Annotated in this window: 22 protein-coding genes, 1 pseudogene and 1 riboswitch; of the genes and pseudogenes, 17 read left to right on the forward strand and 6 right to left on the reverse strand. The window is 67.7% G+C overall.

The window, feature by feature from the left end; all coding sequences use genetic code 11:
• Positions 1-167 precede the first annotated feature (167 nt).
• From G6N08_RS03945 to G6N08_RS03965, 5 genes are all read left to right on the forward strand, one after another.
• Entirely contained in the window at positions 168-1,091 is a 924-nt protein-coding gene (locus tag G6N08_RS03945) for an SDR family NAD(P)-dependent oxidoreductase (RefSeq protein WP_163754584.1), read from the forward strand.
• 32 nt (positions 1,092-1,123) lie between these two features.
• Positions 1,124-2,338 carry a molybdopterin molybdotransferase MoeA gene (moeA, locus tag G6N08_RS03950; RefSeq protein WP_163754586.1) on the forward strand — a complete coding sequence of 405 codons (1,215 nt, stop codon included), beginning with the start codon at positions 1,124-1,126 and terminating at the stop codon, positions 2,336-2,338.
• 4 nt (positions 2,339-2,342) lie between these two features.
• On the forward strand, positions 2,343-3,068 hold the full coding sequence (locus G6N08_RS03955; RefSeq protein ID WP_371868950.1) for a phosphatidylserine decarboxylase: 726 nt from the start codon (positions 2,343-2,345) through the stop codon (positions 3,066-3,068).
• A complete protein-coding gene (pssA, locus tag G6N08_RS03960; RefSeq protein WP_163754589.1) occupies positions 3,065-3,919 on the forward strand; it encodes a CDP-diacylglycerol--serine O-phosphatidyltransferase in 855 nt (284 codons plus the stop codon). The genes G6N08_RS03955 and pssA overlap by 4 nt, the downstream gene beginning before the upstream one ends.
• A gap of 246 nt (positions 3,920-4,165) precedes the next feature.
• Positions 4,166-4,945, forward strand: coding sequence for an SAM-dependent methyltransferase (locus G6N08_RS03965; protein ID WP_163754592.1), 780 nt, complete (start codon positions 4,166-4,168; stop codon positions 4,943-4,945).
• Here G6N08_RS03965 and G6N08_RS03970 read toward each other — a convergent pair.
• The 5 genes from G6N08_RS03970 to napA all read right to left on the reverse strand — a co-directional run bounded on the left by G6N08_RS03970 (position 4,942) and on the right by napA (position 8,406).
• The gene (locus tag G6N08_RS03970; protein WP_163756648.1) at positions 4,942-5,559 is read right to left on the reverse strand and encodes an LON peptidase substrate-binding domain-containing protein; all 618 of its coding nucleotides are present in this window, start codon (positions 5,557-5,559) and stop codon (positions 4,942-4,944) included. The two genes, G6N08_RS03965 and G6N08_RS03970, sit on opposite strands and share 4 nt — an antisense overlap.
• A 32-nt stretch (positions 5,560-5,591) precedes the next feature.
• Positions 5,592-6,743, reverse strand: a complete 1,152-nt coding sequence (locus G6N08_RS03975; protein WP_163754595.1) for a glutamate--cysteine ligase — start codon at positions 6,741-6,743, stop codon at positions 5,592-5,594.
• The gene (gene sodC / locus G6N08_RS03980; RefSeq protein ID WP_163754598.1) at positions 6,724-7,428 is read right to left on the reverse strand and encodes a superoxide dismutase[Cu-Zn]; all 705 of its coding nucleotides are present in this window, start codon (positions 7,426-7,428) and stop codon (positions 6,724-6,726) included. The genes G6N08_RS03975 and sodC overlap by 20 nt, the downstream gene beginning before the upstream one ends.
• Before the next feature lie 141 nt (positions 7,429-7,569).
• Complete coding sequence (locus G6N08_RS03985; RefSeq protein WP_163754601.1) at positions 7,570-8,043, reverse strand: LytR C-terminal domain-containing protein; 474 nt, start codon at positions 8,041-8,043, stop codon at positions 7,570-7,572.
• Between the two features lie 54 nt (positions 8,044-8,097).
• Positions 8,098-8,406, reverse strand: a complete 309-nt coding sequence (napA, locus tag G6N08_RS03990) for a nucleoid-associated protein NapA (protein WP_163754604.1) — start codon at positions 8,404-8,406, stop codon at positions 8,098-8,100.
• A gap of 330 nt (positions 8,407-8,736) precedes the next feature.
• On the opposite strand from napA, the gene G6N08_RS03995 reads away from it, so the two are divergent.
• The 5 genes and pseudogenes from G6N08_RS03995 to G6N08_RS21250 all read left to right on the forward strand — a co-directional run.
• A complete protein-coding gene (locus tag G6N08_RS03995) occupies positions 8,737-9,333 on the forward strand; it encodes a peptide deformylase (RefSeq protein WP_163754607.1) in 597 nt (198 codons plus the stop codon).
• Positions 9,330-10,223, forward strand: coding sequence for an N-acetylglutamate synthase, CG3035 family (locus G6N08_RS04000; protein WP_163754610.1), 894 nt, complete (start codon positions 9,330-9,332; stop codon positions 10,221-10,223). The genes G6N08_RS03995 and G6N08_RS04000 overlap by 4 nt, the downstream gene beginning before the upstream one ends.
• Positions 10,224-10,233: 10 nt before the next feature.
• Positions 10,234-11,055, forward strand: a complete 822-nt coding sequence (locus tag G6N08_RS04005; RefSeq protein WP_163754613.1) for an exodeoxyribonuclease III — start codon at positions 10,234-10,236, stop codon at positions 11,053-11,055.
• A 182-nt stretch (positions 11,056-11,237) separates the two neighbouring features.
• A complete protein-coding gene (locus tag G6N08_RS04010) occupies positions 11,238-11,651 on the forward strand; it encodes a hypothetical protein (protein WP_163754616.1) in 414 nt (137 codons plus the stop codon).
• 2,141 nt (positions 11,652-13,792) lie between these two features.
• Positions 13,793-15,952, forward strand: a pseudogene (locus tag G6N08_RS21250) (cation-translocating P-type ATPase); the annotation flags it as partial.
• Positions 15,953-16,013: 61 nt separating this feature from the next.
• On the opposite strand, the gene G6N08_RS21255 reads toward G6N08_RS21250, so the two are convergent.
• Positions 16,014-16,202, reverse strand: a complete 189-nt coding sequence (locus G6N08_RS21255; protein WP_371868989.1) for an Rv1535 domain-containing protein — start codon at positions 16,200-16,202, stop codon at positions 16,014-16,016.
• Positions 16,203-16,265: 63 nt separating this feature from the next.
• Between G6N08_RS21255 and G6N08_RS04020 the strand changes: the two genes are divergently transcribed.
• The 7 genes from G6N08_RS04020 (at position 16,266) to G6N08_RS04050 (ending at position 23,004) form a co-directional block, all read left to right on the forward strand.
• Complete coding sequence (locus G6N08_RS04020) at positions 16,266-16,541, forward strand: hypothetical protein (protein ID WP_163756652.1); 276 nt, start codon at positions 16,266-16,268, stop codon at positions 16,539-16,541.
• 405 nt (positions 16,542-16,946) lie between these two features.
• Positions 16,947-17,345: a nuclear transport factor 2 family protein gene (locus G6N08_RS04025; RefSeq protein ID WP_163754619.1), complete on the forward strand. Its 399-nt coding sequence runs from the start codon at positions 16,947-16,949 to the stop codon at positions 17,343-17,345.
• A gap of 159 nt (positions 17,346-17,504) precedes the next feature.
• Positions 17,505-18,092 carry an NADPH-dependent FMN reductase gene (locus G6N08_RS04030; protein WP_246216597.1) on the forward strand — a complete coding sequence of 196 codons (588 nt, stop codon included), beginning with the start codon at positions 17,505-17,507 and terminating at the stop codon, positions 18,090-18,092.
• 186 nt (positions 18,093-18,278) lie between these two features.
• A riboswitch (TPP riboswitch) is annotated at positions 18,279-18,389 on the forward strand.
• 19 nt (positions 18,390-18,408) lie between these two features.
• Positions 18,409-20,022: a phosphomethylpyrimidine synthase ThiC gene (gene thiC / locus G6N08_RS04035; protein ID WP_371868990.1), complete on the forward strand. Its 1,614-nt coding sequence runs from the start codon at positions 18,409-18,411 to the stop codon at positions 20,020-20,022.
• On the forward strand, positions 20,019-20,849 hold the full coding sequence (gene thiD / locus G6N08_RS04040) for a bifunctional hydroxymethylpyrimidine kinase/phosphomethylpyrimidine kinase (RefSeq protein ID WP_163754622.1): 831 nt from the start codon (positions 20,019-20,021) through the stop codon (positions 20,847-20,849). Before thiC ends, thiD begins: the two co-directional genes overlap by 4 nt.
• On the forward strand, positions 20,846-21,463 hold the full coding sequence (locus G6N08_RS04045) for an alpha/beta hydrolase family protein (RefSeq protein WP_163754624.1): 618 nt from the start codon (positions 20,846-20,848) through the stop codon (positions 21,461-21,463). Before thiD ends, G6N08_RS04045 begins: the two co-directional genes overlap by 4 nt.
• Before the next feature lie 56 nt (positions 21,464-21,519).
• Positions 21,520-23,004, forward strand: coding sequence for a flavin-containing monooxygenase (locus G6N08_RS04050; RefSeq protein WP_163754627.1), 1,485 nt, complete (start codon positions 21,520-21,522; stop codon positions 23,002-23,004).
• Positions 23,005-23,205 lie beyond the last annotated feature (201 nt).

Consider the following 23,205-nt stretch of genomic DNA (forward strand, 5'->3'; position numbering starts at 1 on the left):
CCCCGTCGTGGGCGGTCACGTCTGGCCTTGCGCGGCAGGGCGGGGCTGCAGCGCGGACCTGCACGGGGCGGGTGACGATGCGCACCGGCGCACACCAAAAACCCGGCCTCCCCCAGTGAACGTCGGCTCCTACCTCGCGGCCGGGCCGGTGGGTATCGTTTCCCGCGATGAGTTCCGACGGCAAGTGGACCGCAGCGGACGTCCCGGATCAGAGCGGGCGCGTAGCGGTTGTGACCGGTTCTAACACTGGTATCGGCTACCACACGGCCGCGGTGCTCGCCCACCGGGGCGCGCATGTCGTGCTGGCGGTGCGCGATCTGGAGAAGGGCAACGCCGCCCTTGCGCGCATCAAGGCCGTCAACCCCCAGGCCGATGTCACGCTGCAGAAACTCGACTTGAGCGCCCTGGACTCGGTGCGCACCGCCGCCGACGCGCTGCGCTCGGCGTACCCGCGTATCGACTTGCTGATCAATAACGCCGGCGTGATGTGGACGCCCAAACAGGTGACCACCGACGGTTTCGAGTTACAGTTCGGCACCAACCACCTCGGTCATTTCGCGTTGACCGGTCTGCTGCTCGACCGGCTGCTGCCGGTGCGCGGGTCGCGCGTGGTGACGGTCAGCAGCCAGGCGCACCGGATCCGGGCACGCATCCACTTCGATGATCTGCACTGGGAACGCCGCTACGACCGGATCGCCGCCTACGGGCAATCCAAACTGGCCAACCTGTTGTTCACCTACGAGCTGCAGCGTCGACTGGCGGCGCAGGCCATGAACACCATCGCCGTCGCCGCGCACCCCGGCGGCTCCAACACCGAGCTAACCCGCAACCTGCCCGCCATCGTCAAGCCCGCGGTGACGGTGCTGGGCCCGCTGCTGTTCCAGAGCGCGGCGAGGGGTGCCTTGCCGACGCTGCGGGCTGCCACCGACCAGTCCGTGCAGGGCGGGCAGTATTACGGCCCCGACGGGCTCGGCGAGCAGCGCGGCCACCCCAAGCTCGTCGAGTCCAGCGCCCAGTCGCATGACGCGGAGTTGCAACGGCGGCTGTGGGCGGTTTCCGAAGAACTCACCGGCGTGACATTCCCGGTCTGAATACGCGCCGCGTCTCGGCCGATAATGGCGGGATGCGTTCGGTTGAGCAACACCAACGCGCGGTCGCCGAGCTGATCACCGCGCATGCACCCGCCGCGACGCCGCTTACCGACGCACACGGTCTGGTGTTGGCGCGCGACGTGACCGCGCCGGTACCGCTGCCGGTGTTCGACAACTCCGCGATGGACGGTTACGCGGTGCGGGCCCAAGACGTCGTCTCGGCGACCACTGAGCGGCCGGTGACCCTGCCGGTTGCCGACGACATTCCCGCGGGACGCACTGACATTCCCACGCTTAAACCGGGTACCGCGCACCGAATCATGACCGGGGCGCCGCTGCCGGTCGGGGCGACGGCGGTGGTTCCGGTCGAAGACACCGACGGGCGGACTGACACCGTGTCCATTCGGGTCCCCGCCGCCGCGGGCCGGCACATCCGCCACGCCGGTGAGGACGTTCCCGCGGGCACCACGGTGCTGCGCGCCGGGCAGGTCATCACCCCGGCCATGCTGGGCCTGGCCGCCGCGCTGGGATTAGCCGAGCTGACGGTGATTCCCCGTCAGCGGGTACTGGTGATCTCCACCGGATCGGAGCTGGTGCCGCCAGGCGCCCCGCTGCGGCCCGGGCAAATTTATGAGTCGAACTCGGTCATGCTGGCCGCCGCTGTGCGCGACGCGGGTGCGGCGGTGGTCGCCACGCCGACCGCCGGTGACGACGTCGCCCAGTTTGCCGCGGTGCTCGACCGATACGCCGCAGATGCCGACCTGATCATTACCAGCGGCGGTGTCAGCGCGGGCGCCTACGAGGTGGTCAAGGATACCTTCGGCCGCAGCGGCGACCGCGGGGTGGAGTTCGTCAAAGTGGCGATGCAACCAGGGATGCCCCAAGGTATCGGGCAGGTGGCCGGCACCCCGATCGTCACACTGCCCGGCAACCCGGTCAGCGCACTGGTGTCGTTCGAGGTGTTCATCCGGCCGGCGCTGCGGCGCGCCATGGGATTACCGGACCCGCAGCGGCCCCGGCGGACCGCGACGCTGACCGAGACGCTGAGCTCGCCGCGCGGGAAACGCCAGTTCCGGCGCGGCCTGTTTGACCCCGCCACCGGTACGGTCAGCGGTTACGGGCCACCAGGGTCACACCATCTGCGCTACCTGGCCACCGCAAACTGCTTGCTCGACATACCCGAGGATGTCCTGGAGGTGCCCGCCGGAACACAACTGCAGATCTGGGATCTGGGCTCCGTAAGATGACCGCGTGGCACGACGCCTCCGCCCCGCGGTTGCGGATCTGAGCCGAGCGCCGCGGGACAGCCGCCAGCGCCTGCTGGGGCTGGCGCGGTTGGCCGTCCCGCCGATACATCCGGCTGGGATGCCCTTCATCATGGCCGGTCTGGCCGTGGCCGCCGCCGGGCGCAACCACCGGCGGCTGCGGCAGGTGGGCCTGCTGGCGGCGGGGGCCTGCGCCGGCTTCTTCCGCCACCCACCGCGGGTCCCGCCCACCCGAGCCGGTGTCGTCGTCGCACCGGCGGACGGGGTGATCTGCCGCGTCGACTCCGCGCCCCCGCCGGCCGAAGTGGCGCTGCCCGACGCGCCGCGGCCGCGGGTCAGCATCTTCCTGTCGCTGCTGGACGCGCACGTGCAGCGAGCCCCGGTCGGCGGTGAAGTGATCACCGTAGAGCATCGGCCGGGCCGCTTCGGCCCGGCCGATCTGGGCGCCGCCAGTGACCATAACGAGCGCACCAGCATGCACATCCGCACGGAGACCGGCGCCGACGTCGTCGTGGTCCAGATTGCCGGGTTGCTGGCGCGCCGCATCGTCTGCGATGCGCGTACCGGCGACAGGCTGTCGGTCGGTGACACCTATGGGCTGATCCGGTTCGGCTCGCGGCTGGACACCTATTTGCCGGTCGGCGCACAGGTGCTGGTCACCGAGGGGCAACGCGCACTCGCCGGCGAAACTGTGCTGGCCGAGCTGCGATGACCACCTGGGCCCGTGGGAGGCGGGCAGTCAACCTGCGCATTCTGCCCAGTTCGATGAGCGTACTGGCAATCTGCGCGGGTCTCACCTCGATCAGGTTCGCGCTGGAACACCAGCCGCACGCCGCCATTGCGCTGATCGCCGCTGCCGCCATCCTCGACGGGCTGGACGGACGGGTGGCCCGCATCTTGGATGCCCAGACGCGGATGGGCGAAGAGATCGACTCGCTGGCCGACGCGGTGAACTTCGGGGTGGCGCCCGCGATGGTGGTCTATGTGTCGATGTTGTCCACCTCGCGGACCGGGTGGGTGGCGGTGCTGCTGTACGCGGTCTGCATTGTGCTGCGGCTGGCGCGGTTCAACGCGTTACTCGGCGATGCCAACCTGCCCGCCTACGAGCGAGAATTCTTCGTGGGCATGCCTGCCCCGGCGGCCGCCATCGCCGCGCTCGGCCCGCTGGCCGCCACACTACAGTTCGGCCAGGGCTGGTGGACCACGCCGGGGTTGGTCTGCGCCTGGCTGCTGGGCTGTTCGATGCTGGTGGTCAGCCGCATCCCGATGAAAAAGATGCACACCGTCTCGGTGCCGCCGAACCTGGCGGCGCTATTGCTGGCGGTCTTGGCCATCGTCGCGGCGGCCGCGGTCGTTGCACCCTACGTTTTGCTCATGGCGGGTATCGCCGCCTACCTGTGTCACATCCCGTTCGCTGTGCGCAGCCACCGTTGGCTGGTTGAGCATCCCGAGGCCCGGGGCGAGAAATCCACACAACGCCGTGCCGTGCGGCGCGCGAGCCGCCGCGCGCAACCTCACCGCCGGTCGGTGGCCCGGCTGGGGCTGCGCAAGCCGGGTGTCTGAGATGGCGGTGCACCGTGAGATCGCCAACCGCGCAACAGGTTTGCTGTCAACGAGCGGACTGCCCGGGTGGGTGAGGCGGCGTTGCGGGCCGGGCCGCAAGGCTCACCCGTCGCGTCGCGGCTGTGGCGCTTATCACTACGGCCGTGCTGGCGCATTGGGTCGAATCACCCGCAGATCGGGAACACCACGGGGTAAGTCCCCGTCGGCGGCGGCCGAACACCGACCAGCACCGAAGTGAGCAACGCCATGGCGACCACGGATCACCACGACATCACCGGCACTGCGGGTGCGGCGGCGCTCAATCGGGCGTTCCAGCGGGCCACCGAGACCACGTCCGAGTGTCCGCTCTTCACCGATCCGTACGCCCCGATGTTTGTCGATGCGGCGATCCAGCGCGGCTGGCGCCCACCCTCCGGGGAATTGGCCGAGCGGCTGCGCGCCCTGTCGGACTACACCGCGGCACGGACGAAGTATTGTGACGAGTTCCTCATCGCCGCAGGGGCTGTCGCGATCACACAAGCGGTGCTTGTGGGCTCGGGTCTGGACGCTCGCGCCTGGCGGCTCCCGTGGCTTGCTGACAGCGTGGTCTTTGACATCGACTGTCCGGAAATCTTGGAATTCAAACGCGCGACGCTGACCGCCTGCCGGGCTCAACCCGCCGCCAGATATGTCGGTGTCCCGATCGACCCCCAGTCGGACTGGTCCGCAGGCTTGCGCGGCGCCGGTTTCGATCCATCGCTACCCACCGCCTGGTGCACCGAGGAGCTGCTGGCACGGCTGCCTCCCGACGCGCTGGGCTCGCTGCTGGACCGCATCCGAAGCCTCAGCGCCCCCAGCAGCCGGGTAGCTGTCGAGGCGTTACCCGACCAGCGTGCCGGCCTCGTCGACCGGCTGCGGCAGCAAGGCTGGGCGGTCACCGTGACCCCGATCACCGAGCTGCTGGTCCGCTACCGGCGGGTGGCGCGCGAGGGTGTCGACCACGCGAGCGCGCCGAGCGTGTTGGTCGAGGGCCGGTTGCGCGGTTAATCCGAGAGGTGGAATTCCACCATCGCGACGACGGAATCCACGGCGTCGCTGAGCGCGGCCAGCCGCTGGGCGGCCGAGGGTGCCGATAACACCGCGTAGCGGTCCGCCGGGCCGATCGGGATCCGTGACGCCAGCGCGTAGAGGCGATCCCCGGCGTTGGCGTACGGACCGGAACCCAACAGCACATCACGGCCGGGCAGCGTCGCGCCGCGGGCGGCGGCGATCCGCTCGAACAACCCCATCACCCGCGCTTCCAGCTCGCGCAGCCGGTCGTCGGCGACCGGCTCGCCCGGCTCGTCGGGCCAGACCCGCACTATCGCCCGCGGATAGGGATCGTCGGGCAGCCACTCGCACACCCGGATCCGTGCCCCGGTGCGGCAGCGCAGCCGGTACCGGCCCGCACCCAGGTTGACGCATTCGCTGATGCTGGCCAGCACCCCCACGTCACAGCGCGAATCGCCGCCGCCGACCTCGCGGCCCCGCGAGATCAACACCACACCGAAGCGCGGATCGTCGGTGCGCATGCAGTCGGCCACCAGCATGGTGTAGCGCGGCTCGAAGATCCGCAGCGGCAGGTCTTCGCCCGGCAGCAGCGCCGATTCGAGCGGAAACATCGCCAGCTCTTCGGCACCTGGCGCAGCCACGATCAGATTTCCAGCTCACTGATCAGCGCGTCGACCACCGCCCGCAGGTCGCCGTCATGCTCGTCAGCCACTCGGCGCTGACGCTGATATGACGCGCCCAGTCGCGGAATGTCGGCGACCGCGGCCAGCTCGTCGGCACAGTGCAATGTTTTGGCCACCGGCTCCAGGCGGCTGAGCAGATCAGGAATGTCGTCGGTGACCAGGCGCTCGTTACTGTCGGCATCCAGAATGATCACCGCGTCCAGCCCGTAGCGTGCGGCCCGCCACTTGTTCTCCTGCACGTGCCAGGGCGGCATATTCGGCAGCGTCTCACCGGCATCCAGCCGGCGGTCGCAGTCGACGATCAGGCAGTGCGTGAGCGCCACCAGCGCGGCCAGCTCACGCAGATTGGACACCCCGTCGCAGACCCGGACCTCCAGGGTGCCTTTATGCGGCGATGGCCTGATGTCCCACCGGATCTCGTCAATGTGGTCGATGATCCCGGTCTTCTTCTGGTCATAGACGAAACCTTCGAATTCCGCCCAGGTCTGGAAATGAAACGGCAGCCCGGCGGTGGGCAACTGCTGAAACATCATCGCCCGGTTGCTGGCGTACCCGGTGTCCTCGCCGGCCCACCAGGGTGACGACGCCGACAACGCCAGCAGATGCGGATAGTACTGCAGCATCGCCGTCATGATCGGCATCACCTTGTGCGCCGAGCGAATCCCGACGTGCACATGCACCCCCCAGATCAGCATCTGCCGGCCCCACCACTGGGTGCGTTTGATCAGCTCGGCGTAGCGCGGCGCGTCGGTGAGTTTCTGGGCGGACCATTTCGCGAACGGGTGCGCGCCCGCGCAGAACAGCTCCATGCCGCGGTCTCGGACGATGCGGCGCGCGGTACGCAACGTGTCGCGCAGATCGTCCATCGCCTGTGCGGTGCACTCGCACACACCGCTGACAATTTCGACGGTGTTGCGCAGCAGTTCCTTGTGTACGCGCGGGTTATCGCCGATCTCGGCCATCACGGCAAGGGCTTCGTTGCTCAGGTCGCGGGTCTGGGCGTCGACCAGCGCGAACTCCCATTCCACACCGACGGTCGGCCGGGGCGAGCGGGCGAACTCGATGTGGGCATCGGCCCGGCTGACCGGCGGGCTAGTCGGCACCGATGACACCGCACGCCACCCGTTTGCCGGAATCACCCGTGGTCATCGTCGTCTCGTCGGGACCGGGTGTTCCGTTGACCTGGGTGTAGCGCTCCGCTGGGATATTGGCGAAGTTGTCCGGACCCCCGTGGATGATCAGCGCCTTCTTCTGGCCGGCCAACAGGTCCTCTTTGGTGAACATGTCGGTGGTGGTCACCAGCAGCGCTGCGCCGTCCTGCCGCACCTCCAGCGACGTCAGATCACCGCTCGCCGGCACCCCGGTATGCCCCGGAGCCTGGTAATGCCCACCGGCAGAAAGAAATGCGCCGCGCGGGCCGCCGGTCGGCGCTACCGAGTCGGGTTCGCACTTGCCCACCTTGTGGATATGCAGCCCGTGAAAGCCGGGTGATAGCAGACCAACACCGGTCGTCTGCACGGTCACGGTGACATAGCCGTGGTTGAACTCGAACGTGGCCGTCGCGACCTGGACGCCGTCGGGTGCCCGCAAGTGGGTCGTGATGCTTTCCGGCGGTATCGGCCCGCCACGCGGCGGGGTTTTTGTCGGGGCGGGAGCGCCGGTCCAGATCGACGGAGTGGTGCCAGGTGTCGACGACGGAGGCTCGTTAGGTGTGCAAGCGCTGAGCAGCACAGCGGGAGCGGCCACGACTGCGAGTGACATGACGGCAGCGACAACGTTGCTGGCAGGCTTTGGCATATCGAGAGCCTATCCCGGCGCCACTGTGGGCCGGAAAGACCCGAGGCGGAGCGGCATCGGCGGCTCCGGCCCGGACGCCGGACGGGCGGGCAGAGTCCGGCCCTGCGGGCACGTCACAGCGTCACGACCAGGGAGCCACCGTTACCCCGCCACCACCACGATGACCCCCGGCGGCTGGTCGGCCACCTCGGGAATCCGCGGCTCCACCCGCGCCGAGAGCTGCTTGCCCACCGCCTCGGCAGTCGCCCGCTCACCATCGGCGTCGGTGAAATACACCGTCGTCGCGGACACATCGGGCAAGGAGAGGTTGCCGATTTCGGTCACGGTGAAACCGGCGGCTTTAAGCCGGTCGGCGGTGCGGCCCGCGACACCCTCTTGCCCGGAGATGTTGTACACGCGCACGGCTGACTCATGAGCTGCGGCCGCCGTGGCAGTCGATGTCCGCGGCGTGGTGGCCGTGGTCACAGTCGACACCGCGGCCGAGTCCTCGTCGCTGTTGCCGCCGGAGCCCATCGCCTGCCAACCTAATAACAGGAAAATGACACCGAGAAACAGCAGCACCATCACCATGGCGCGCAGGGGTAGTCCAGATGAGTCTGGAACACGCTCGCTCATCGAGCCCACTGTATCGAGAAGTGGGGAGAGAAGCCGGAATGGCGGGGCGCGGCGTCAGGTGACCTCGAAACCGAGCCGACGTGCGGCCCGCGCCTTCTGCCGACTGGCCCGCAGCCGCCGCAGCCGTTTCACCAGCATCGGGTCGGCGGCCAGCGCCTCGGGCCGGTCGACCAGCGCGTTAAGCACCTGGTAGTAGCGCGTCGCCGACATTGAAAACAACTCTTTGATCGCTTCTTCCTTGGCGCCGGCGTATTTCCACCATTGGCGTTCGAATGCGAGGATCTCGTGTTCGCGGCGAGTTAGCCCATCGGCGATTTCAGAGTCGTCCCCTGATTGGTTTGCCCGCGCCATGGCGCTATCCATATCGCTTCTCCTGGACCCTTCCGGCGAATTGTCATAATACGGCTCTAGTTTCGGCGAATATTCAACCACGGCTTCAACTGTTGAGTCGTAATCTACGCCCGCGAGTCGCTGTCCCCCCGCCGCTGCGCGGCGCGCATCGTCGGCACGCACCACCCCACCGCGCGCCTCCTCCCCCCGCCGCTGCGCGGCGCGCATCGTCGGCACGCACCACCCCACCGCGCGCCTCCTCCCCGCCGCTGCGCGCATCGTCGGCACGCACCACCCCACCGCGCGCCTCCTCCCCCCGCCGCTGCGCGGCGCGCATCGTCGGCACGCCTAAGCTTGCCGAGCATGGCAGTCGTACCTATTCGCATCGTGGGCGACCCGGTCTTGCGCACTCCCACGAAACCGGTGCCTGTCGCCGCCGACGGTTCACTACCGGCGGATCTGGCCCAGTTGATCGCCGACCTGTACGACACCATGGACGCCGCATACGGGGTTGGCCTGGCCGCCAACCAAATCGGAGTTGGACTGCGGGTATTCGTCTACGACTGCGCCGACGAGCGTGGGCAGGCCGCCCGGCGCCGGGGCGTGGTCGTCAATCCGGTGCTGGAAACCTCGGAGATCCCTGAGACCATGCCGGACCCGGAGAACGACGTGGAGGGCTGCCTGTCGGTGCCCGGTGAGACCTTCCCCACCGGACGCGCGAAATGGGCGCGGGTCACCGGGCTCGACGCCGACGGCAACCCGGTCGCGATCGAGGGCACCGGACTGTTTGCGCGGATGCTGCAGCACGAAACCGGACACTTGGACGGATTCTTGTACCTGGATCGGCTCATCGGCCGCCACGCGCGCGCCGCGAAGCGGGCGGTGAAAGCCCACGGCTGGGGGGTTCCGGGGCTCTCGTGGACACCGGGCGAGGGGCCCGACCCGTTCGGTCACGGATGATCGCGTGGCCGGAGCCGGGGACGCGGGTGACGATACGGTACCGCCTACCCGCCGGGTCGATGCCGCCGCTGACCGACGTGGTGGGCCATCTGCTGACGGTCGACCCGGTGGTGCGGGTGCAGACCAAGACGGCGGGGATCGCCGAGATCGCGCCTGCCGATGTGGTGGCGCTGCGCGTTTTGACCGATGTGCCGGTCCGCACCGCTGATATCCGCGCGCTGGAGCACGCCGCGGCGCTGGCCTGGCCGGGTGTGGAACAGCAGTGGGTGCACGGCTGGCTGCTGCGCGCCGGGAGGGGTGCCACGTTGTGCGCTAATTCCGCTGTGCCACTGGATATTTCAGCCACAATAGACGCCATCCCGGCAATTGTCGCCTGGTATACGCAGCGTGGACTGACGCCGCGGCTTGCGATCCCCGACCGGCTCCTGCGGCTGTCCGGTGCAGCGGAATGCCCACACCGGGTGCTGGTGCGCGACGTGTCACACGGTGGGCCGGACCCGTCGGTCAGGCTCGCGGACCGCCCGGACGAGGGCTGGCTGCGCTGCTACCACCGTGACGTGCCCGTCGACGTGCTGACCTCCGTTGTGGACGGCGAGCTGGTGTTCGGCTCGCTCCCCGGCGTGGCGGTCGGGCGTGCGGCGGTGACCGACGCCCCGGACGGCACCCGTTGGGTGGGTCTGTCGTCGGTGCGGGTGGCCGACGAGGCGCATGGCCGGGGCCAGCAGGCGGCCAGGCTGTGTGAAACACTGCTGGACTGGGGCGCACGCCGCGGCGCAACCCGAGGCTACGTGCGGGTGTGCGATGACGATACCGCCTCCGCCCAGCTGTTCGGGTCACTGCGTTTCCGGCTGCACCATCGCGGCCGCTACCTGGCGGCGCGCCCCACGTAAGGTCGTAACCATGCCCGGCGGCGTGCTCCGGCTCGCGACCTGGAATGTGAATTCGATTCGCACACGCCTGGGCCGCGTGCTCGACTGGCTGGCCCGCGCCGACGTCGACGTGCTCGCGATGCAGGAAACCAAATGCGCCGACGACCAGTTCCCCAGCCTGCCGTTCCTCCACCTCGGCTATGAAGTTGCCCATGTCGGCTTCAACCAGTGGAACGGTGTGGCGATCGCCTCCCGCGTCGGGCTTGACGATATCGAGGTGGGATTCGACGGTCAGCCCACCTGGAGCAGCAGCCCCGGGGTCAAGGCCACCGCGGAGGCTCGCGCCTTGGCGGCCACCTGCGGCGGCGTTCGGGTGTGGAGCCTGTATGTGCCCAACGGGCGCGCCCTCGACGACCCGCACTACACCTATAAGCTGAATTGGCTTGCTGCGCTTCGTGATACAGCAGAGAGCTGGCTGCGCGAGGATCCACTGGCGCAGATCGCGCTGGCCGGTGACTGGAATATCGCACCCACCGACGACGACGTCTGGAGCACGGATTTCTACCGCGGCTGCACACACGTCTCAGCGCAGGAGCGTAAAGCCTTCACTGCTATCCTCGATGCCCAATTCACCGATGTGGTAAGACCTTTCACGCCCGGACCCGGCGTCTACACCTACTGGGACTACACAGCACTGCGATTCCCCAAGGGGCAGGGCATGCGCATCGACTTCATCCTGGCCTCGCCCGCGCTCGCGGCCCGGGTCACCCACGCACAGATCGTGCGCGAGGAGCGTAAGGGCAAGGCGCCCAGCGACCACGCTCCGGTGCTCGTCGACGTGCGCCGGGATTGAGGTCCCCGAGTTCACTGGTAGACAGCGGTGGATTAGCACAACCTTTCTTCGCTGCGGGTCTCGATTAATGCCAGTTGAACGGAATATCGTTGGTTTTGTGAACATTGCCCGTTTGCGGGTATAACGTCGCTCACCCAGACGGTGGCGGAGCGACTAGGGCCAACGAAGGCGCAGGAGTGATCATGGGTGTCGTCGACAACGCGGTACGCAGCGTGAGTCGGACGGTCGGTCGAGCAGCGACGATGACCACCTCGGCCGCGGGTGCAGTGGGCGGCGCCGCGGTCAACGGGGTGATCGGGGGAGTGAAAGGAGCCGCCGCCGGGGTGCAGCGTGGTCTCAGCAGCGGGAGCCACTCAACGGCGGCGGCCGCGTTGACGTTGGGTGCGCTGGGGGCCAGCGGCCTTGTGGAGTGGCCGGTGGTGCTGGCCGTCGGCGGTGCCGCGCTGATACTGCGGCAGTTGAACGGCCAACCCGACGCTCGGCAGCGCCAGGCGGCGGCACCCGCATCGGCGCCGGCTCAAGCACCACCGAAAAAGGCACCGGAGGCAGCCAAGCGGGCACCGGCGCGTCGGCCGCGTGGCCAGACCCGCGGTTAATCGGTGCCGCCGACGCGTTGAGTACCGTCAGATTCGTGCGAAACTTCATACCGTTGCGCGCTGTCGCTCTGGGCATCCAGGCGACCTCCGCGCTCGTCGGCGCATCGGTCCAGACAGCGGCAACCGCTGCGACATCGGTGGCCGCGGCCGGTATCAACATCGCCACCCTGCCGCTGCGGGCGGGGGTCCAGGCGTTCCCGCCAGAATCGCTGAGTCGACATTGCTGGCGAGGTGATCAGCGGGCCTGGATCGAGGTGCGCGGCCTCGAGGGTGCCGACGGTGCCGAACTGGGCCGAGTCGTGCTGGACGCGGTTCGAGCCCACCCGGGGGTCACCTCGGCCAGCCTGAATTACCCGTTGTCGCGGGTGGTGGTCAGCCTCGACGGGGATACGCCGCTGCGTGATCTTTGCCGCGCGGTCGAGAATGCCGAGCAGCGGGCCCGCGCCGAGCGGAAGCAGCCGCGCGACGCACGCCCGGCCCCGCTGCCGGGAGATGGGGCGCTGCTGGCGATCCGCATGGTGGAGGTGGGTGCCAGCGCCGCCGGACTGGGGATCGCCCTCACCGGGCGGGCGCTGCGGTGGCCGCGATTCCCCAGCACGGTGATGGCGGCCGTTGCGGTGGCGAACTGGCAGCCGCGGGTGCGCCGCCTGCTGGAAGAGCAACTGGGAAAACCCACCACCGACACCGTGCTGTCGCTGGCCACCGCCGTCGCCGAAACCCTGACTTTGTCGCCTGCCTCGCTTGCCGTGGACGTGGTGACACACACCCTCAAGGCCGCCGAGTGCCGGGCAGCCGCCCGGGCCTGGTCGCGGCATGAACCGCGATTGGCGCCGCACGCCGACCACCGGATCACCCACGCCCGGGTACGCCCGGTTCCGCCGCCGGCGGGACCCGTCGAGCGTCACACCGAGCGCAGCGCACTGGTCCAGGCGGTCAGTGCCGCACTGGTCGGGGCGGCCACCCGCAGCCTCGACCGGGCGGCCACCGCGGCGCTGGTTGCCGTGCCGAAGGCGGCCCGCACCACGCGTGAGTCGTTCGCCGCGACGCTTGGACGCGGACTGGCCGACCAGCATGCGGTATTGCCGTTGCACTTAGAAAGCCTGCGCCAACTGGACAAGGTTGACGCGCTGGTCATCGACCCGCGCGTGTTGTGCACTGACCGGTTGCGGGTGGTGCGCGTCCGAGGCGCCGACGAGGACGAGTTTCCCCAGGCATGGGCCCGCGCCCAGGAGCTGCTGGAAGACGGCGATGTGCGTGCGGGCTGGCATCCGGTTCCCGGGGACTGGCCGCGCCCCGACGGCCAATCCGCAGGTGTTCAGGCGCTGGTGTGTCCGGCCCATCACCCGTTGGCGTCGGCGGTAGTCACCGAGGCACGCCATTGCGGGGTAGAGCTGATCTCGCTGGACACCGAGGATCTCGGTGAGCTGCGGCACGCGTTCGACGAGATCCGGCCCCTGGGCGACGGATCGGTCGACGATGCACTCTGCGACGCGGTGACCGCCCGGCAGCTCAGCGGGCAGACCGTGGCCGTGTTGTCGTCTGTTGGCGCGCAAGCCCTGTCGGCGGCCGACTTGGCGCTGGGTGTGATGCCGGCCGGTGACACGCAGCCGCCGCCGTGGTACGCGGATTTACTGGTGCCCGACCTGGCCGGCGTGTGGCGGATTTTGCATGCTTTTCCGGCGGCCAAATCTGCGACCCGGCGCGGCATGGAGATCGCGGCGGGCGCGTCCGCGCTGGGTGCGCTTTTTATGCTGCCCGGTGTCCGCGGCCGCGGTCCGGGCCCGGTGACCACCGGTGCGGCAGCGGGCCTGGTGTCCGGGTATTTTCTCGCGCGCAACGTGCTTCAGGCACCCACTCCCCCCTCGGCGCCCATCCACGAGTGGCATGCGATGCCGGTCGAGCAAGTACGCAAACTGCTGCCGCCCCCCGACGCCGGTGAGACCGGCGAGGTGCGTGCCCGGCCCAGGGCCGCGCGCGCACTGGCAACCGCGCAGCGCGGCGCCGAAATCGCGGGGTCGCCGCGCCGAGCGGTCTGGCAGTTCCTCAAAGCAGTCCGCGCCGAATTGTCCGACCCGTTGACCCCGGTGCTGGCGCTGGGCTCAGCGGCCAGCGCGGTGCTGGGTTCGCCTGTCGACGCGGTGATGGTGGGCTCGGTGCTGACCGGTAATTCCATCCTGGCGGCGAGCCAGCGGCTGCGCGCCGAAAGCCGGCTCAACCGCTTGCTGGCTCAACAGATCCCGCCCGCCCGGAAAGTGACCATCCGCGCAGACGGGACGCGGGTCTACACCGACGTTATCGCCGAACAGCTGCGCCCCGGTGATGTGATCGAGGTACGCACTCATGAGGTGGTGCCCGCCGACGCCCGAGTGATCGACGAAGAAGACCTGGAGGTCGACGAATCCACGCTCACCGGCGAATCACTGTCGGTGGCCAAACAAGTCGATGCCACACCCGGCGCGGACCTGGCCGAGCGGCGCTGCATGCTCTACGCCGGAACCACTGTGGTGGCAGGCACCGCGGTCGCGCTGGTGACCGCGGTGGGCGCGGACACCGAGATTCGCCGTGCCGCCGAGCTGGTGTCCACCGAGCTCCCCGAAATCGGGCTGCAACACCAACTCAGTCAGCTCACCAACCGGGCCTGGCCGATCAGCGCCACCGGCGGCATCCTGGTCGGCGCACTGGGACTGTTACGGCGCAGAGGTTTGCGCGAAGCGGTGGCCAGCGGGATCGCCGTCACCGTGGCGGCGGTACCCGAAGGCATGCCGCTGGTGGCGACTCTCGCCCAGCAGGCGTCAGCACGGCAGCTGGCGAACTTCGGTGCGCTGGTGCGTGTTCCCCGTTCGGTAGAAGCACTCGGCCGCGTCGATGTGGTGTGCTTCGACAAGACCGGAACGCTGTCCGAGAACCGGCTGCGGGTGACACAGGTCCATCCGGTCGACGGGTACTCCCGCGAGGAGGTGCTGCGCTGCGCCGCACATGCCGCGCCGACGTCGAATGGGACCCCGCAGATCCATGCCACCGACAGCGCGATCATCGAGGCGGCGATGTCCGCTGACGGCTCGGGTCCTGCCGACGAACCCGACGCGCATCTGCCGTTCCGGTCGGGCAGGTCGTTCTCGGCGTCGGTGACCGACGACGAGCTGACTGTCAAGGGCGCCCCCGAGGTGGTGCTGGCGCGCTGCACCAACGTGGGCTCCGGTGTCGATGACAACGTGCGCCGGCTGGCGGCGAGCGGCCTGCGGGTGATCGCGGTGGCGCGCCGGCAGCTGACCCCTGACCAGATGCGCGCAGTCGATGACGACCCCGACGAGGCCGTCGCGCAATTGTGCGCCAGCCAGTTATCCCTGGTGGGCTTGCTCGGGCTGTCGGACACGCCGCGGCCCCAGGCGGCGGGCCTACTCGCCGAGCTGCGTCAACGCGACGTGGCCATCCGGCTGATCACGGGTGACCATCCGATCACTGCGACGGCGATCGCACGCGAGTTGGGCATTCCGGTGACTCCCGAGCAGGTGATCAGCGGAGCGGAATGGGACGCGCTGTCCCGCAAAGACCAGGAGCGCGCCGTTGCCGAGCGGGTGGTTTTTGCCCGGATGTCACCGGAGAACAAGGTGCAAATCGTGCAGACACTGGAACGCACCGGCAGCGTGTGCGCGATGGTCGGCGACGGCTCCAACGACGCGGCCGCGATCCGGGCCGCCACCGTAGGGATCGGTGTGGTTTCCCGGGGCAGCGACCCGGCGCGGGTGGCCGCTGACGTGGTGCTGGTGGACGGGCGGATCGAGTCGCTGTTGCCGGCGATCGAGGAAGGCCGTGAACTGTGGCGGCGGGTGCAAGCAGCGGTGTCGGTGCTGCTCGGTGGCAATGCCGGCGAGGTGGCGTTCGCCATCATCGGCAGCGCGATTACCGGACGTTCACCGCTGAACACCCGGCAGCTGCTGTTGGTGAACATGTTGACCGATGCGCTGCCGGCCGCTGCGCTCGCGGTCAGCCCAACCACCGGCGCCGGTGACCGGAGCGGGCGTGGGCCCGACGAGCCCGCCCTGTGGCGTGCGGTCGGTATTCGCGGGGCGACGACGGCGGCTGCGGCCACGGCAGCCTGGGCGATGGCCTCGCTCACCGGACGACCACAACGTGCCTCCACGACGGCACTGGTTGCGCTGGTGACGGCCCAGCTGGGCCAGACCTTGCTGGACTCGCACGCCCCGCTGGTCGTCATCACCGCCGGCGGGTCGCTGGCCGTGATGGCGACGTTGATCAGCATCCCCGGCATCAGCCATCTGCTCGGCTGCACACCGCTGGGGCCGTTGGCGTGGGCGCAGGGGCTGGGCGCAGCTACCGCCGCAACCGCTGCTGTGGCGGTTTCTACCCGGCTTGTCGCTGCTCGGCGTATACCTGAGTTGGAGTCGTCGGCGGAGACGTCTTCGACCGGTGCTGCCGAATCTCCACCAGACCAAGACGCCACAGCACCGCATACAGCTGGAGGAACGGCGCGATCAGCAGCTGAGCGAGCACCCGAGCAAGCGGGTCGGCGAGAGCGTCGGTCGTCGGCATATGCCCGACAGTGACCGCATGACCCAGCTCAACGGCAAACCCTCCGTTACCGAAAGGCAAACGATGGCCGAAAAGAAGTCTCCCAGAGCCGCGTCACAGAGCGAGGCGGTGAAGCGGATCCGTGAGGGGGAAACCTTCGCGATCAACCTGCCGATCATCGGGCAAATCATGGTCCCGCGACCGGAGCAGCTCGCCTACTACGGTGGTCTGGCTGCGCTGGCCGCTTTCGAACTCATCGACTGGCCAGTCGCGCTCGTCATCGCCGCGGGGCACATCCTGGCCAACAACCATCACAATCAGATCCTCGAAGAACTCGGCGAGGCGATGGAAGACATTTAATAGCCGCTGATAGCTGCCAATAGCCGCTAATAGCCGCGTCTTTCCCCACCCAGCACCCGATGGCGCACGGCCGCGCCGCGCACGGCCGCGACGCCACCGCGTGGTGCGCGCACCTCATCGCCGATCACCGCCCTAGCGGACGTGTCGTCCGGTAGCGGTGCGCGGCGATCGCCCCCGTCGCCACCGTGCACTTTCCCTCGCCAACCTCGGTTCCTCGCCCACCTTCGCCGGCGCTCACGCAAACCCGCTCGGACATTCGGGCGACACGCCGTCGACGGGCATTCTCACCTGAGAAAACGAAGGCGAAAACGCCGACATTTTCACCGAGTCAACGGGGTTACTTGACTCGTGTTTGAAACTCAATACAGTAACCAGGGATCGCCCAATGATGCCCAGGGGAGACCAATGACCTCCGTGAACGGGGACTGGCTCGACGACTTTTACTCAAGTGTTGACGCCATGCGAATAGACGAGATTGTGGAGCATTTTGCACCAGACGGTGAGTTCGTCTTCGCGAACCAGCCAGCCGCAATTGGTCACACCGCAATCCGGCGGGCCTTAAACGACTTCTACTCCACCATCGAAAGCATCCGCCATACGGCGCGTAACCGATGGTCGGTGGACGACCGCACTACCATTTTTGAAACGCACGTGCGGTATAAGACTCGCGCGCACAACGAGCTGGCCGTCCCCGGTCTCGCTGTCATCGAGCGCAATTCTTCGGGTCTGATCCATTCACTGCGTGTTTACGTTGACAACTCAGCACTTTTTGCGCCGCCCATGGCCGGCGCGGCGGAGGCCTGAGCGGCTGGTGGCGCCAAACCCGAATCCGGCGCACGGCTTCCCAGCCCACTTCGCCGCGGCCCGGCCAATGAACTCAGTTGCGCAGCACGGCGACGCCCCCCCATTGCAACTGACCCTGGCTCGCCTGAATCGTCTTACAACACAACGTATTAACAAGTAATGGGAGATAACACTATGGTCAAAATCGCTGTCATTCTGGGCTCCACCAGGCCGGGCCGCAGCGGTGAAGCGGTGGCCCACTGGGTCATGGAACACGCCGCCCGGAGAACCGGCGCCGAATATGCACTTGTGGACCTGCGCGATCACCTGCTGCCGCACCTCGACGAGCCGGTCCCGGCTCTGTTGTCTGACCAGTACGCAAACGAACACACCAGAAAATGGGGCGCGACCATCGCGCAGTTCGACGGCTTCGTTTTCGTGACACCCGAGTACAACTACTCGATGCCCGGCGTCTTGAAGAACGTCATCGACTACCTCTCCAAGGAGTGGAAGAACAAGGCCGCCGGGTTCGTCTCGTATGGCAGCTCGAATGGTGCTCGCGCGGTCGAGCAGCTCCGGTCGGTAATGGCTGCAGTTGGTATTGCTGACGTCCATACCAGTGTGGGACTGAACCTTTTCTACGATTTCGAAAACCTGACTGTGTTCAAGCCAAAAGAACTCCACGTTGCTGCTTTGGAAACAATGCTTGCTGAGGTCGAATCATGGGCGCAGGCCTTATCGCCGCTGCGCCAACAGAGCAGCGCGTGACCGGCCGCGCACAGCACCCTGCCGCGGCGTGACGGGCTGATGCGACCTCTTCTCACCGGCAACGAGAGGTGTGCCCGGACCCGGCCCGGCGTGTGTGCGCCCACGCGCAGTTGTGCCTGTGCCCGCGCACCAACTCGGCCGGATAGGCCTGCACACCGCCGAACCGCTGCGCTAGCGTGGACGCACAAGTCCACGCGCGGGAGCGCACGCCCAGTGCGCTGAGAGGACGGCTGGGGCCGTCGACCGTATGAACCTGACCGGGTAATGCCGTCGTAGGGAGATGTCCATGACCGATCTGTCCACATCCGCTCAGCCGATGTCCGTAACCACCGGACCGATCACGGGCAGCAGCAAGGTCTACCAAGACCTGGACGGCTGGCCGGGTTTACGGGTGCCGTTCCGGCGGGTGCACCTGTCCAACGGGGAGCATTTCGACCTGTACGACACCTCCGGCCCCTATACCGACCCGGACGCGGTGACCGATCTGCACCGCGGGCTACCACCCCGGGCCGGTGTGGTCGGGGACCGCGGCACCCAGCTGCAGCGCGCCCGGGCCGGGGAGATCACCCCCGAGATGGCGTTCATCGCCGCCCGCGAGGGTATGCCCGCCGAGCTGGTGCGCGACGAGGTGGCGCGCGGGCGCGCGGTGATCCCCGCCAACCACAAGCACCCCGAGTGTGAACCGATGATCATCGGCAAGGCGTTCACGGTCAAAGTCAACGCCAATATCGGCAACTCGGCGGTGACGAGCTCGATCGCCGAGGAGGTCGACAAGATGGTGTGGGCCACCCGCTGGGGTGCGGACACCGTCATGGACCTCTCGACCGGTAAGGACATCCACGAAACCCGGGAGTGGATTGTGCGCAACTCCCCGGTGCCGGTCGGCACTGTGCCGATCTATCAGGCGCTGGAGAAAGTCAAGGGCGATCCCACCAAGCTGACCTGGGAGATCTACCGCGACACCGTGATCGAGCAGTGCGAGCAGGGTGTGGACTACATGACCGTGCACGCCGGTGTGCTGCTGCGCTACATCCCGCTGACCGCCAAGCGGGTGACCGGGATCGTGTCCCGCGGCGGGTCGATCATGGCCGCCTGGTGCCTGGCGCATCACCAGGAGTCGTTCCTTTACACCCATTTCGAGGAGCTCGCCGAGATCTTCGCCCGCTACGACGTCACCTTCTCGCTGGGCGATGGGCTGCGGCCCGGCTCGATCGCCGACGCCAACGACGCCGCCCAGTTCGCCGAGCTGCGCACCCTGGGGGAGCTGACCAAGATCGCCAAAGCTCATGGTGCACAAGTGATGATCGAAGGGCCGGGACATATCCCCATGCACAAGATCGTTGAGAACGTGCGGCTGGAAGAAGAATTGTGCGAGGAAGCCCCGTTTTACACGCTGGGCCCGCTGGCCACCGATATCGCCCCGGCGTACGACCACATCACCTCGGCGATCGGCGCGGCTATCATCGCCCAGGCCGGCACCGCCATGCTCTGTTACGTCACCCCCAAGGAACACCTGGGCCTACCCGACCGCAAGGATGTCAAAGACGGGGTGATCGCCTACAAGATCGCCGCCCACGCCGCCGATCTGGCCAAGGGCCATCCGCGCGCCCAGGAGCGTGACGACGCCCTTTCCCAAGCGCGTTTCGAGTTCCGCTGGAATGACCAGTTCGCGCTGTCGCTCGACCCCGACACCGCACGCGAGTTCCATGACGAGACACTGCCCGCCGAACCGGCCAAGACCGCACACTTTTGCTCCATGTGCGGCCCGAAGTTCTGCTCGATGCGCATCACCCAGGACGTGCGCGACTACGCCGCCGCGCATGGCCTGGAGACAGCAGAGGACATCGAGGCCGTGCTGGCGGCCGGCATGGCCGAGAAGTCACGCGAGTTCGCCGAGCACGGCAACCGCGTGTACGTCCCGGTCACGTGAACTATCTGCCGCTGCCGCACCCGGGCGAGACGCCGGTGCGGGTGCTGACGATTGCCGGTTCAGACTCGGGCGGGGGCGCGGGCTTGCAGGCCGACATCCGTAATTGCGCGCTTCTCGGTGTGCACGCCTTGTGCGCGGTGACCGCAGTGACTGTCCAGAACTCGCTGGGCGTCAAAGGTTTTCACAAAATCCCCGATGACGTCATCGCCGCGCAGATCCAGGTGGTGTGTGACGATATCGGGTTCCAGGCCGCCAAGACCGGCATGCTGGCCTCGACCGAGATCATCGTCGCCGTCGCCCGGGCGTGGCGGGACCACGGCCCCGCCGTACCGCTGGTCGTCGACCCGGTGTGCGCGTCGATGCACGGTGATCCGCTGCTGCACCCGGATGCGTTGGATTCACTTCGCACCCAACTATTTCCGCTTGCCACCTTGGTCACCCCGAATCTATACGAGGTTCGGCTGCTGGTGGACATCGAGGTCGTCGACTCGGAGTCGCAACGCCAGGCCGCCCGGGCGCTGCATGCGCTGGGACCCATGTGGGTGCTTGTGAAAGGCGGCCATCTGCGGCCGTCACGGACCAGCACCGATGTGTTGTTCGACGGCACCGACTTTTACGAATTCGACACGCCGCGGGTGGATGTCATCCACGACCACGGAGCCGGGGACACTCTGGCCACCGCCATCGCGTGTGCGCTCGCCCACGGGTTCACCGTCACGGACGCGGTGCGTTTCGGCAAGCGATGGGTGACCGAATGCCTGCGCGCCGCCTACCCGCTGGGGCATGGCCACGGCCCGGTGTCGCCGCTATTCCGGCTCCGCGCATGACACTCCAGCAGATCGCCGGCGTCGCGCATGAACCTGCCGGTCAACCGGCGGGCGTGGTGGTGCTGACTCACGGCGCCGGCGGCAGCCGGGATTCGGTGCTGCTGCAAGGGGTGTGCGACGAGTGGGCGCGGCGGGGCTGGTTGGCGGTGCGCTACAACCTTCTGTACCGGCGGCGCCGTCCCACCGGCCCGCCGTCGGGGTCGGAAGCCGGCGACCGCGCGGGCATCGTCGAAGCCATCGAGGTGTGCCGGGGGCTGGTCCGCGGGCCGCTGATCGCCGGGGGGCACTCCTACGGCGGCCGGCTGACCTCGATGGTGGTCGCCGAGGGCGCCGCACCGGTGCGGATGCTGACGTTGTTTTCCTATCCGCTCCATCCGCCGGGCAAGCCAGAACGCGCCCGCACCGCGCACTTGCCCGCCATCACGGTGCCGACGGTGTTTACCCACGGCACCGCTGACCCGTTCGGCACAGTCGAGGAGCTGCGGGCCGCAGCCGGCCTGATATCGGCGCCGACTGCGATTGTCGAGGTCAGCGGCGCCCGCCACAACCTGGCCGCGACAACCCTCGACGTGCCCGCGCTGGCGGTAGATGCGGCGCTGCGGCTGCTGAGCTGACATGCCGAGCCGCCGAGAAAATTTGGCCGGTACCGCCGGTATTGTATCGTCGGTTTGTGGACTCATCGCCCTATGACGTCGTCATCGTGGGCGCCGGCTTCGGCGGCATCGGCGCTGCGATCCAACTCAAGCGGCTCGGCTACCACAACGTCGTCATCCTCGAGCGCGAGGCCGATCTGGGCGGGACCTGGCATATCAACCGCTATCCGGGCCTGGCCGTCGACATCCCCTCCACCACCTACTCCTACTGGTTCGAACCCAATCCGTACTGGTCACGGTTGTTCGCGCCGGGCCCGGAGCTCAAACGCTACGCCGACCACGTCGCCGACAAGTACGACGTGCGCCGCTACATGCGGTTCAACACCACCGTGGCAAGTGCCCTTTGGGACGAGGACGCCCAGCTGTGGCAGGTGGCGCTGGCCGGTGGAGAAACGCTGGCAACGCGGTTCCTGATCACCGCGACGGGTTTCCTGTCCCAACCGCACACCCCCGACATCCCGGGTATCGAGACGTTCGACGGCAAGGTGATCCACACCACAGCCTGGGACGACAGCTATGACTTCCGGGGTCGTCGCGTCGCAGTCATCGGCACCGGTGCGACCGCGGTGCAGCTGGTCCCCGAACTGGCCAAACAGGTCGCCGACCTGACGGTTTACCAACGCACCGCGATCCACGTGGTGCCCAAAATCGACTTCGCCATCCCGGTGTGGCTGCAGCACGTATTCGCGCGGGTCCCGCTGGTGCACCGTGCCTTCCGGCTGGTAACCGACACCGTCTTCGAGCTGATGATCGTCACGGGGGTGCTGCATTACCGGCGATTCCGGCGATTGAACATCGCCGCGGCGGACCTGGCCAAGATCAACAGGTTTGTTTCGGTCCGCGACAAGGAGCTGCGCCGCAAGCTGACGCCCGACTATGACTTCGGCTGCAAGCGGCCCACGTGGTCTAACAGTTACTACCGCACCTTCACCAAACCGCACGTGCATTTGGAGACCGGTTCGATCGAGCGGATCGAGACGGACGGGATCGTCACCGCCGACGGGCGCAAGACCGTAATCGACACCTTGGTGCTGGCCACCGGATTCGATTTGTGGGAAGCTAACTTCCCGGCCATCGAGATCGTCGGGCGAGAGGGGCGAAACCTGGGAAAGTGGTGGCGGGAGAACAGGTTTCAAGCCTACCAGGGTGTCTCGATCCCCTACTTCCCTAATTACCTCAGCCTGGCGAGCCCGTACGGATTTTCCGGGTTGTCGTTCTTCAACACCATGGAATACCAGATGCGGCACATGGATCGTCTCTTCAGTGAGGTAAAACGCAGGGGGGCAACGACATTCGAAGTGACCGAAGAAGCCAATGCCCGTTTCCTGGACCGGATGACCGAACTGCTCGATGATTCGGTGTTCTATCGGGGTGACTGCGCCACGTCGCGTTCCTACTACTTCAATCCCAGCGGTGAAGCGGCGCTGCTAAGGCCGACGTCCACCCGCAACGCGGTGCGGGAGGGCTCGACCTTCCCATTGAGTGACTACGCGATTGCCTAAAGCGGGTCCAAGACGGCCTGCAAGCGGGCGGCCCCCGGGTCGGGCGCGGCCAGCACCCAGCCGAGCCCGCGGCGCGGGTAACTCAGCCGTGTCAGTTCCCGCCCGTGTAGACACGACGGGATCAGGGAATCCCTGTCGGATGGCAATCACCGATGTGACGAACCGGTGCACCCGATACGGGGGTTCCCGCCCCGCTCACTG

This window comes from Mycobacterium botniense (genome assembly GCF_010723305.1).
Classification (GTDB): domain Bacteria; phylum Actinomycetota; class Actinomycetes; order Mycobacteriales; family Mycobacteriaceae; genus Mycobacterium; species Mycobacterium botniense.

Coding starts and splice junctions, on each gene's coding strand:
- G6N08_RS03945 (WP_163754584.1), top strand. CDS start 168: ATGAGTTCCGACGGCAAGTGGACCGCAGCGGACGTCCCGGATCAGAGC.
- moeA (WP_163754586.1), top strand. CDS start 1,124: ATGCGTTCGGTTGAGCAACACCAACGCGCGGTCGCCGAGCTGATCACC.
- pssA (WP_163754589.1), top strand. CDS start 3,065: ATGACCACCTGGGCCCGTGGGAGGCGGGCAGTCAACCTGCGCATTCTG.
- G6N08_RS03965 (WP_163754592.1), top strand. CDS start 4,166: ATGGCGACCACGGATCACCACGACATCACCGGCACTGCGGGTGCGGCG.
- G6N08_RS03970 (WP_163756648.1), bottom strand. CDS start 5,559: ATGTTTCCGCTCGAATCGGCGCTGCTGCCGGGCGAAGACCTGCCGCTG.
- sodC (WP_163754598.1), bottom strand. CDS start 7,428: ATGCCAAAGCCTGCCAGCAACGTTGTCGCTGCCGTCATGTCACTCGCA.
- G6N08_RS03985 (WP_163754601.1), bottom strand. CDS start 8,043: ATGAGCGAGCGTGTTCCAGACTCATCTGGACTACCCCTGCGCGCCATG.
- napA (WP_163754604.1), bottom strand. CDS start 8,406: ATGGATAGCGCCATGGCGCGGGCAAACCAATCAGGGGACGACTCTGAA.
- G6N08_RS03995 (WP_163754607.1), top strand. CDS start 8,737: ATGGCAGTCGTACCTATTCGCATCGTGGGCGACCCGGTCTTGCGCACT.
- G6N08_RS04000 (WP_163754610.1), top strand. CDS start 9,330: ATGATCGCGTGGCCGGAGCCGGGGACGCGGGTGACGATACGGTACCGC.
- G6N08_RS04005 (WP_163754613.1), top strand. CDS start 10,234: ATGCCCGGCGGCGTGCTCCGGCTCGCGACCTGGAATGTGAATTCGATT.
- G6N08_RS04010 (WP_163754616.1), top strand. CDS start 11,238: ATGGGTGTCGTCGACAACGCGGTACGCAGCGTGAGTCGGACGGTCGGT.
- G6N08_RS21255 (WP_371868989.1), bottom strand. CDS start 16,202: ATGCCGACGACCGACGCTCTCGCCGACCCGCTTGCTCGGGTGCTCGCT.
- G6N08_RS04020 (WP_163756652.1), top strand. CDS start 16,266: ATGGCCGAAAAGAAGTCTCCCAGAGCCGCGTCACAGAGCGAGGCGGTG.
- G6N08_RS04025 (WP_163754619.1), top strand. CDS start 16,947: ATGACCTCCGTGAACGGGGACTGGCTCGACGACTTTTACTCAAGTGTT.
- G6N08_RS04030 (WP_246216597.1), top strand. CDS start 17,505: ATGGGAGATAACACTATGGTCAAAATCGCTGTCATTCTGGGCTCCACC.
- thiC (WP_371868990.1), top strand. CDS start 18,409: ATGTCCGTAACCACCGGACCGATCACGGGCAGCAGCAAGGTCTACCAA.
- G6N08_RS04045 (WP_163754624.1), top strand. CDS start 20,846: ATGACACTCCAGCAGATCGCCGGCGTCGCGCATGAACCTGCCGGTCAA.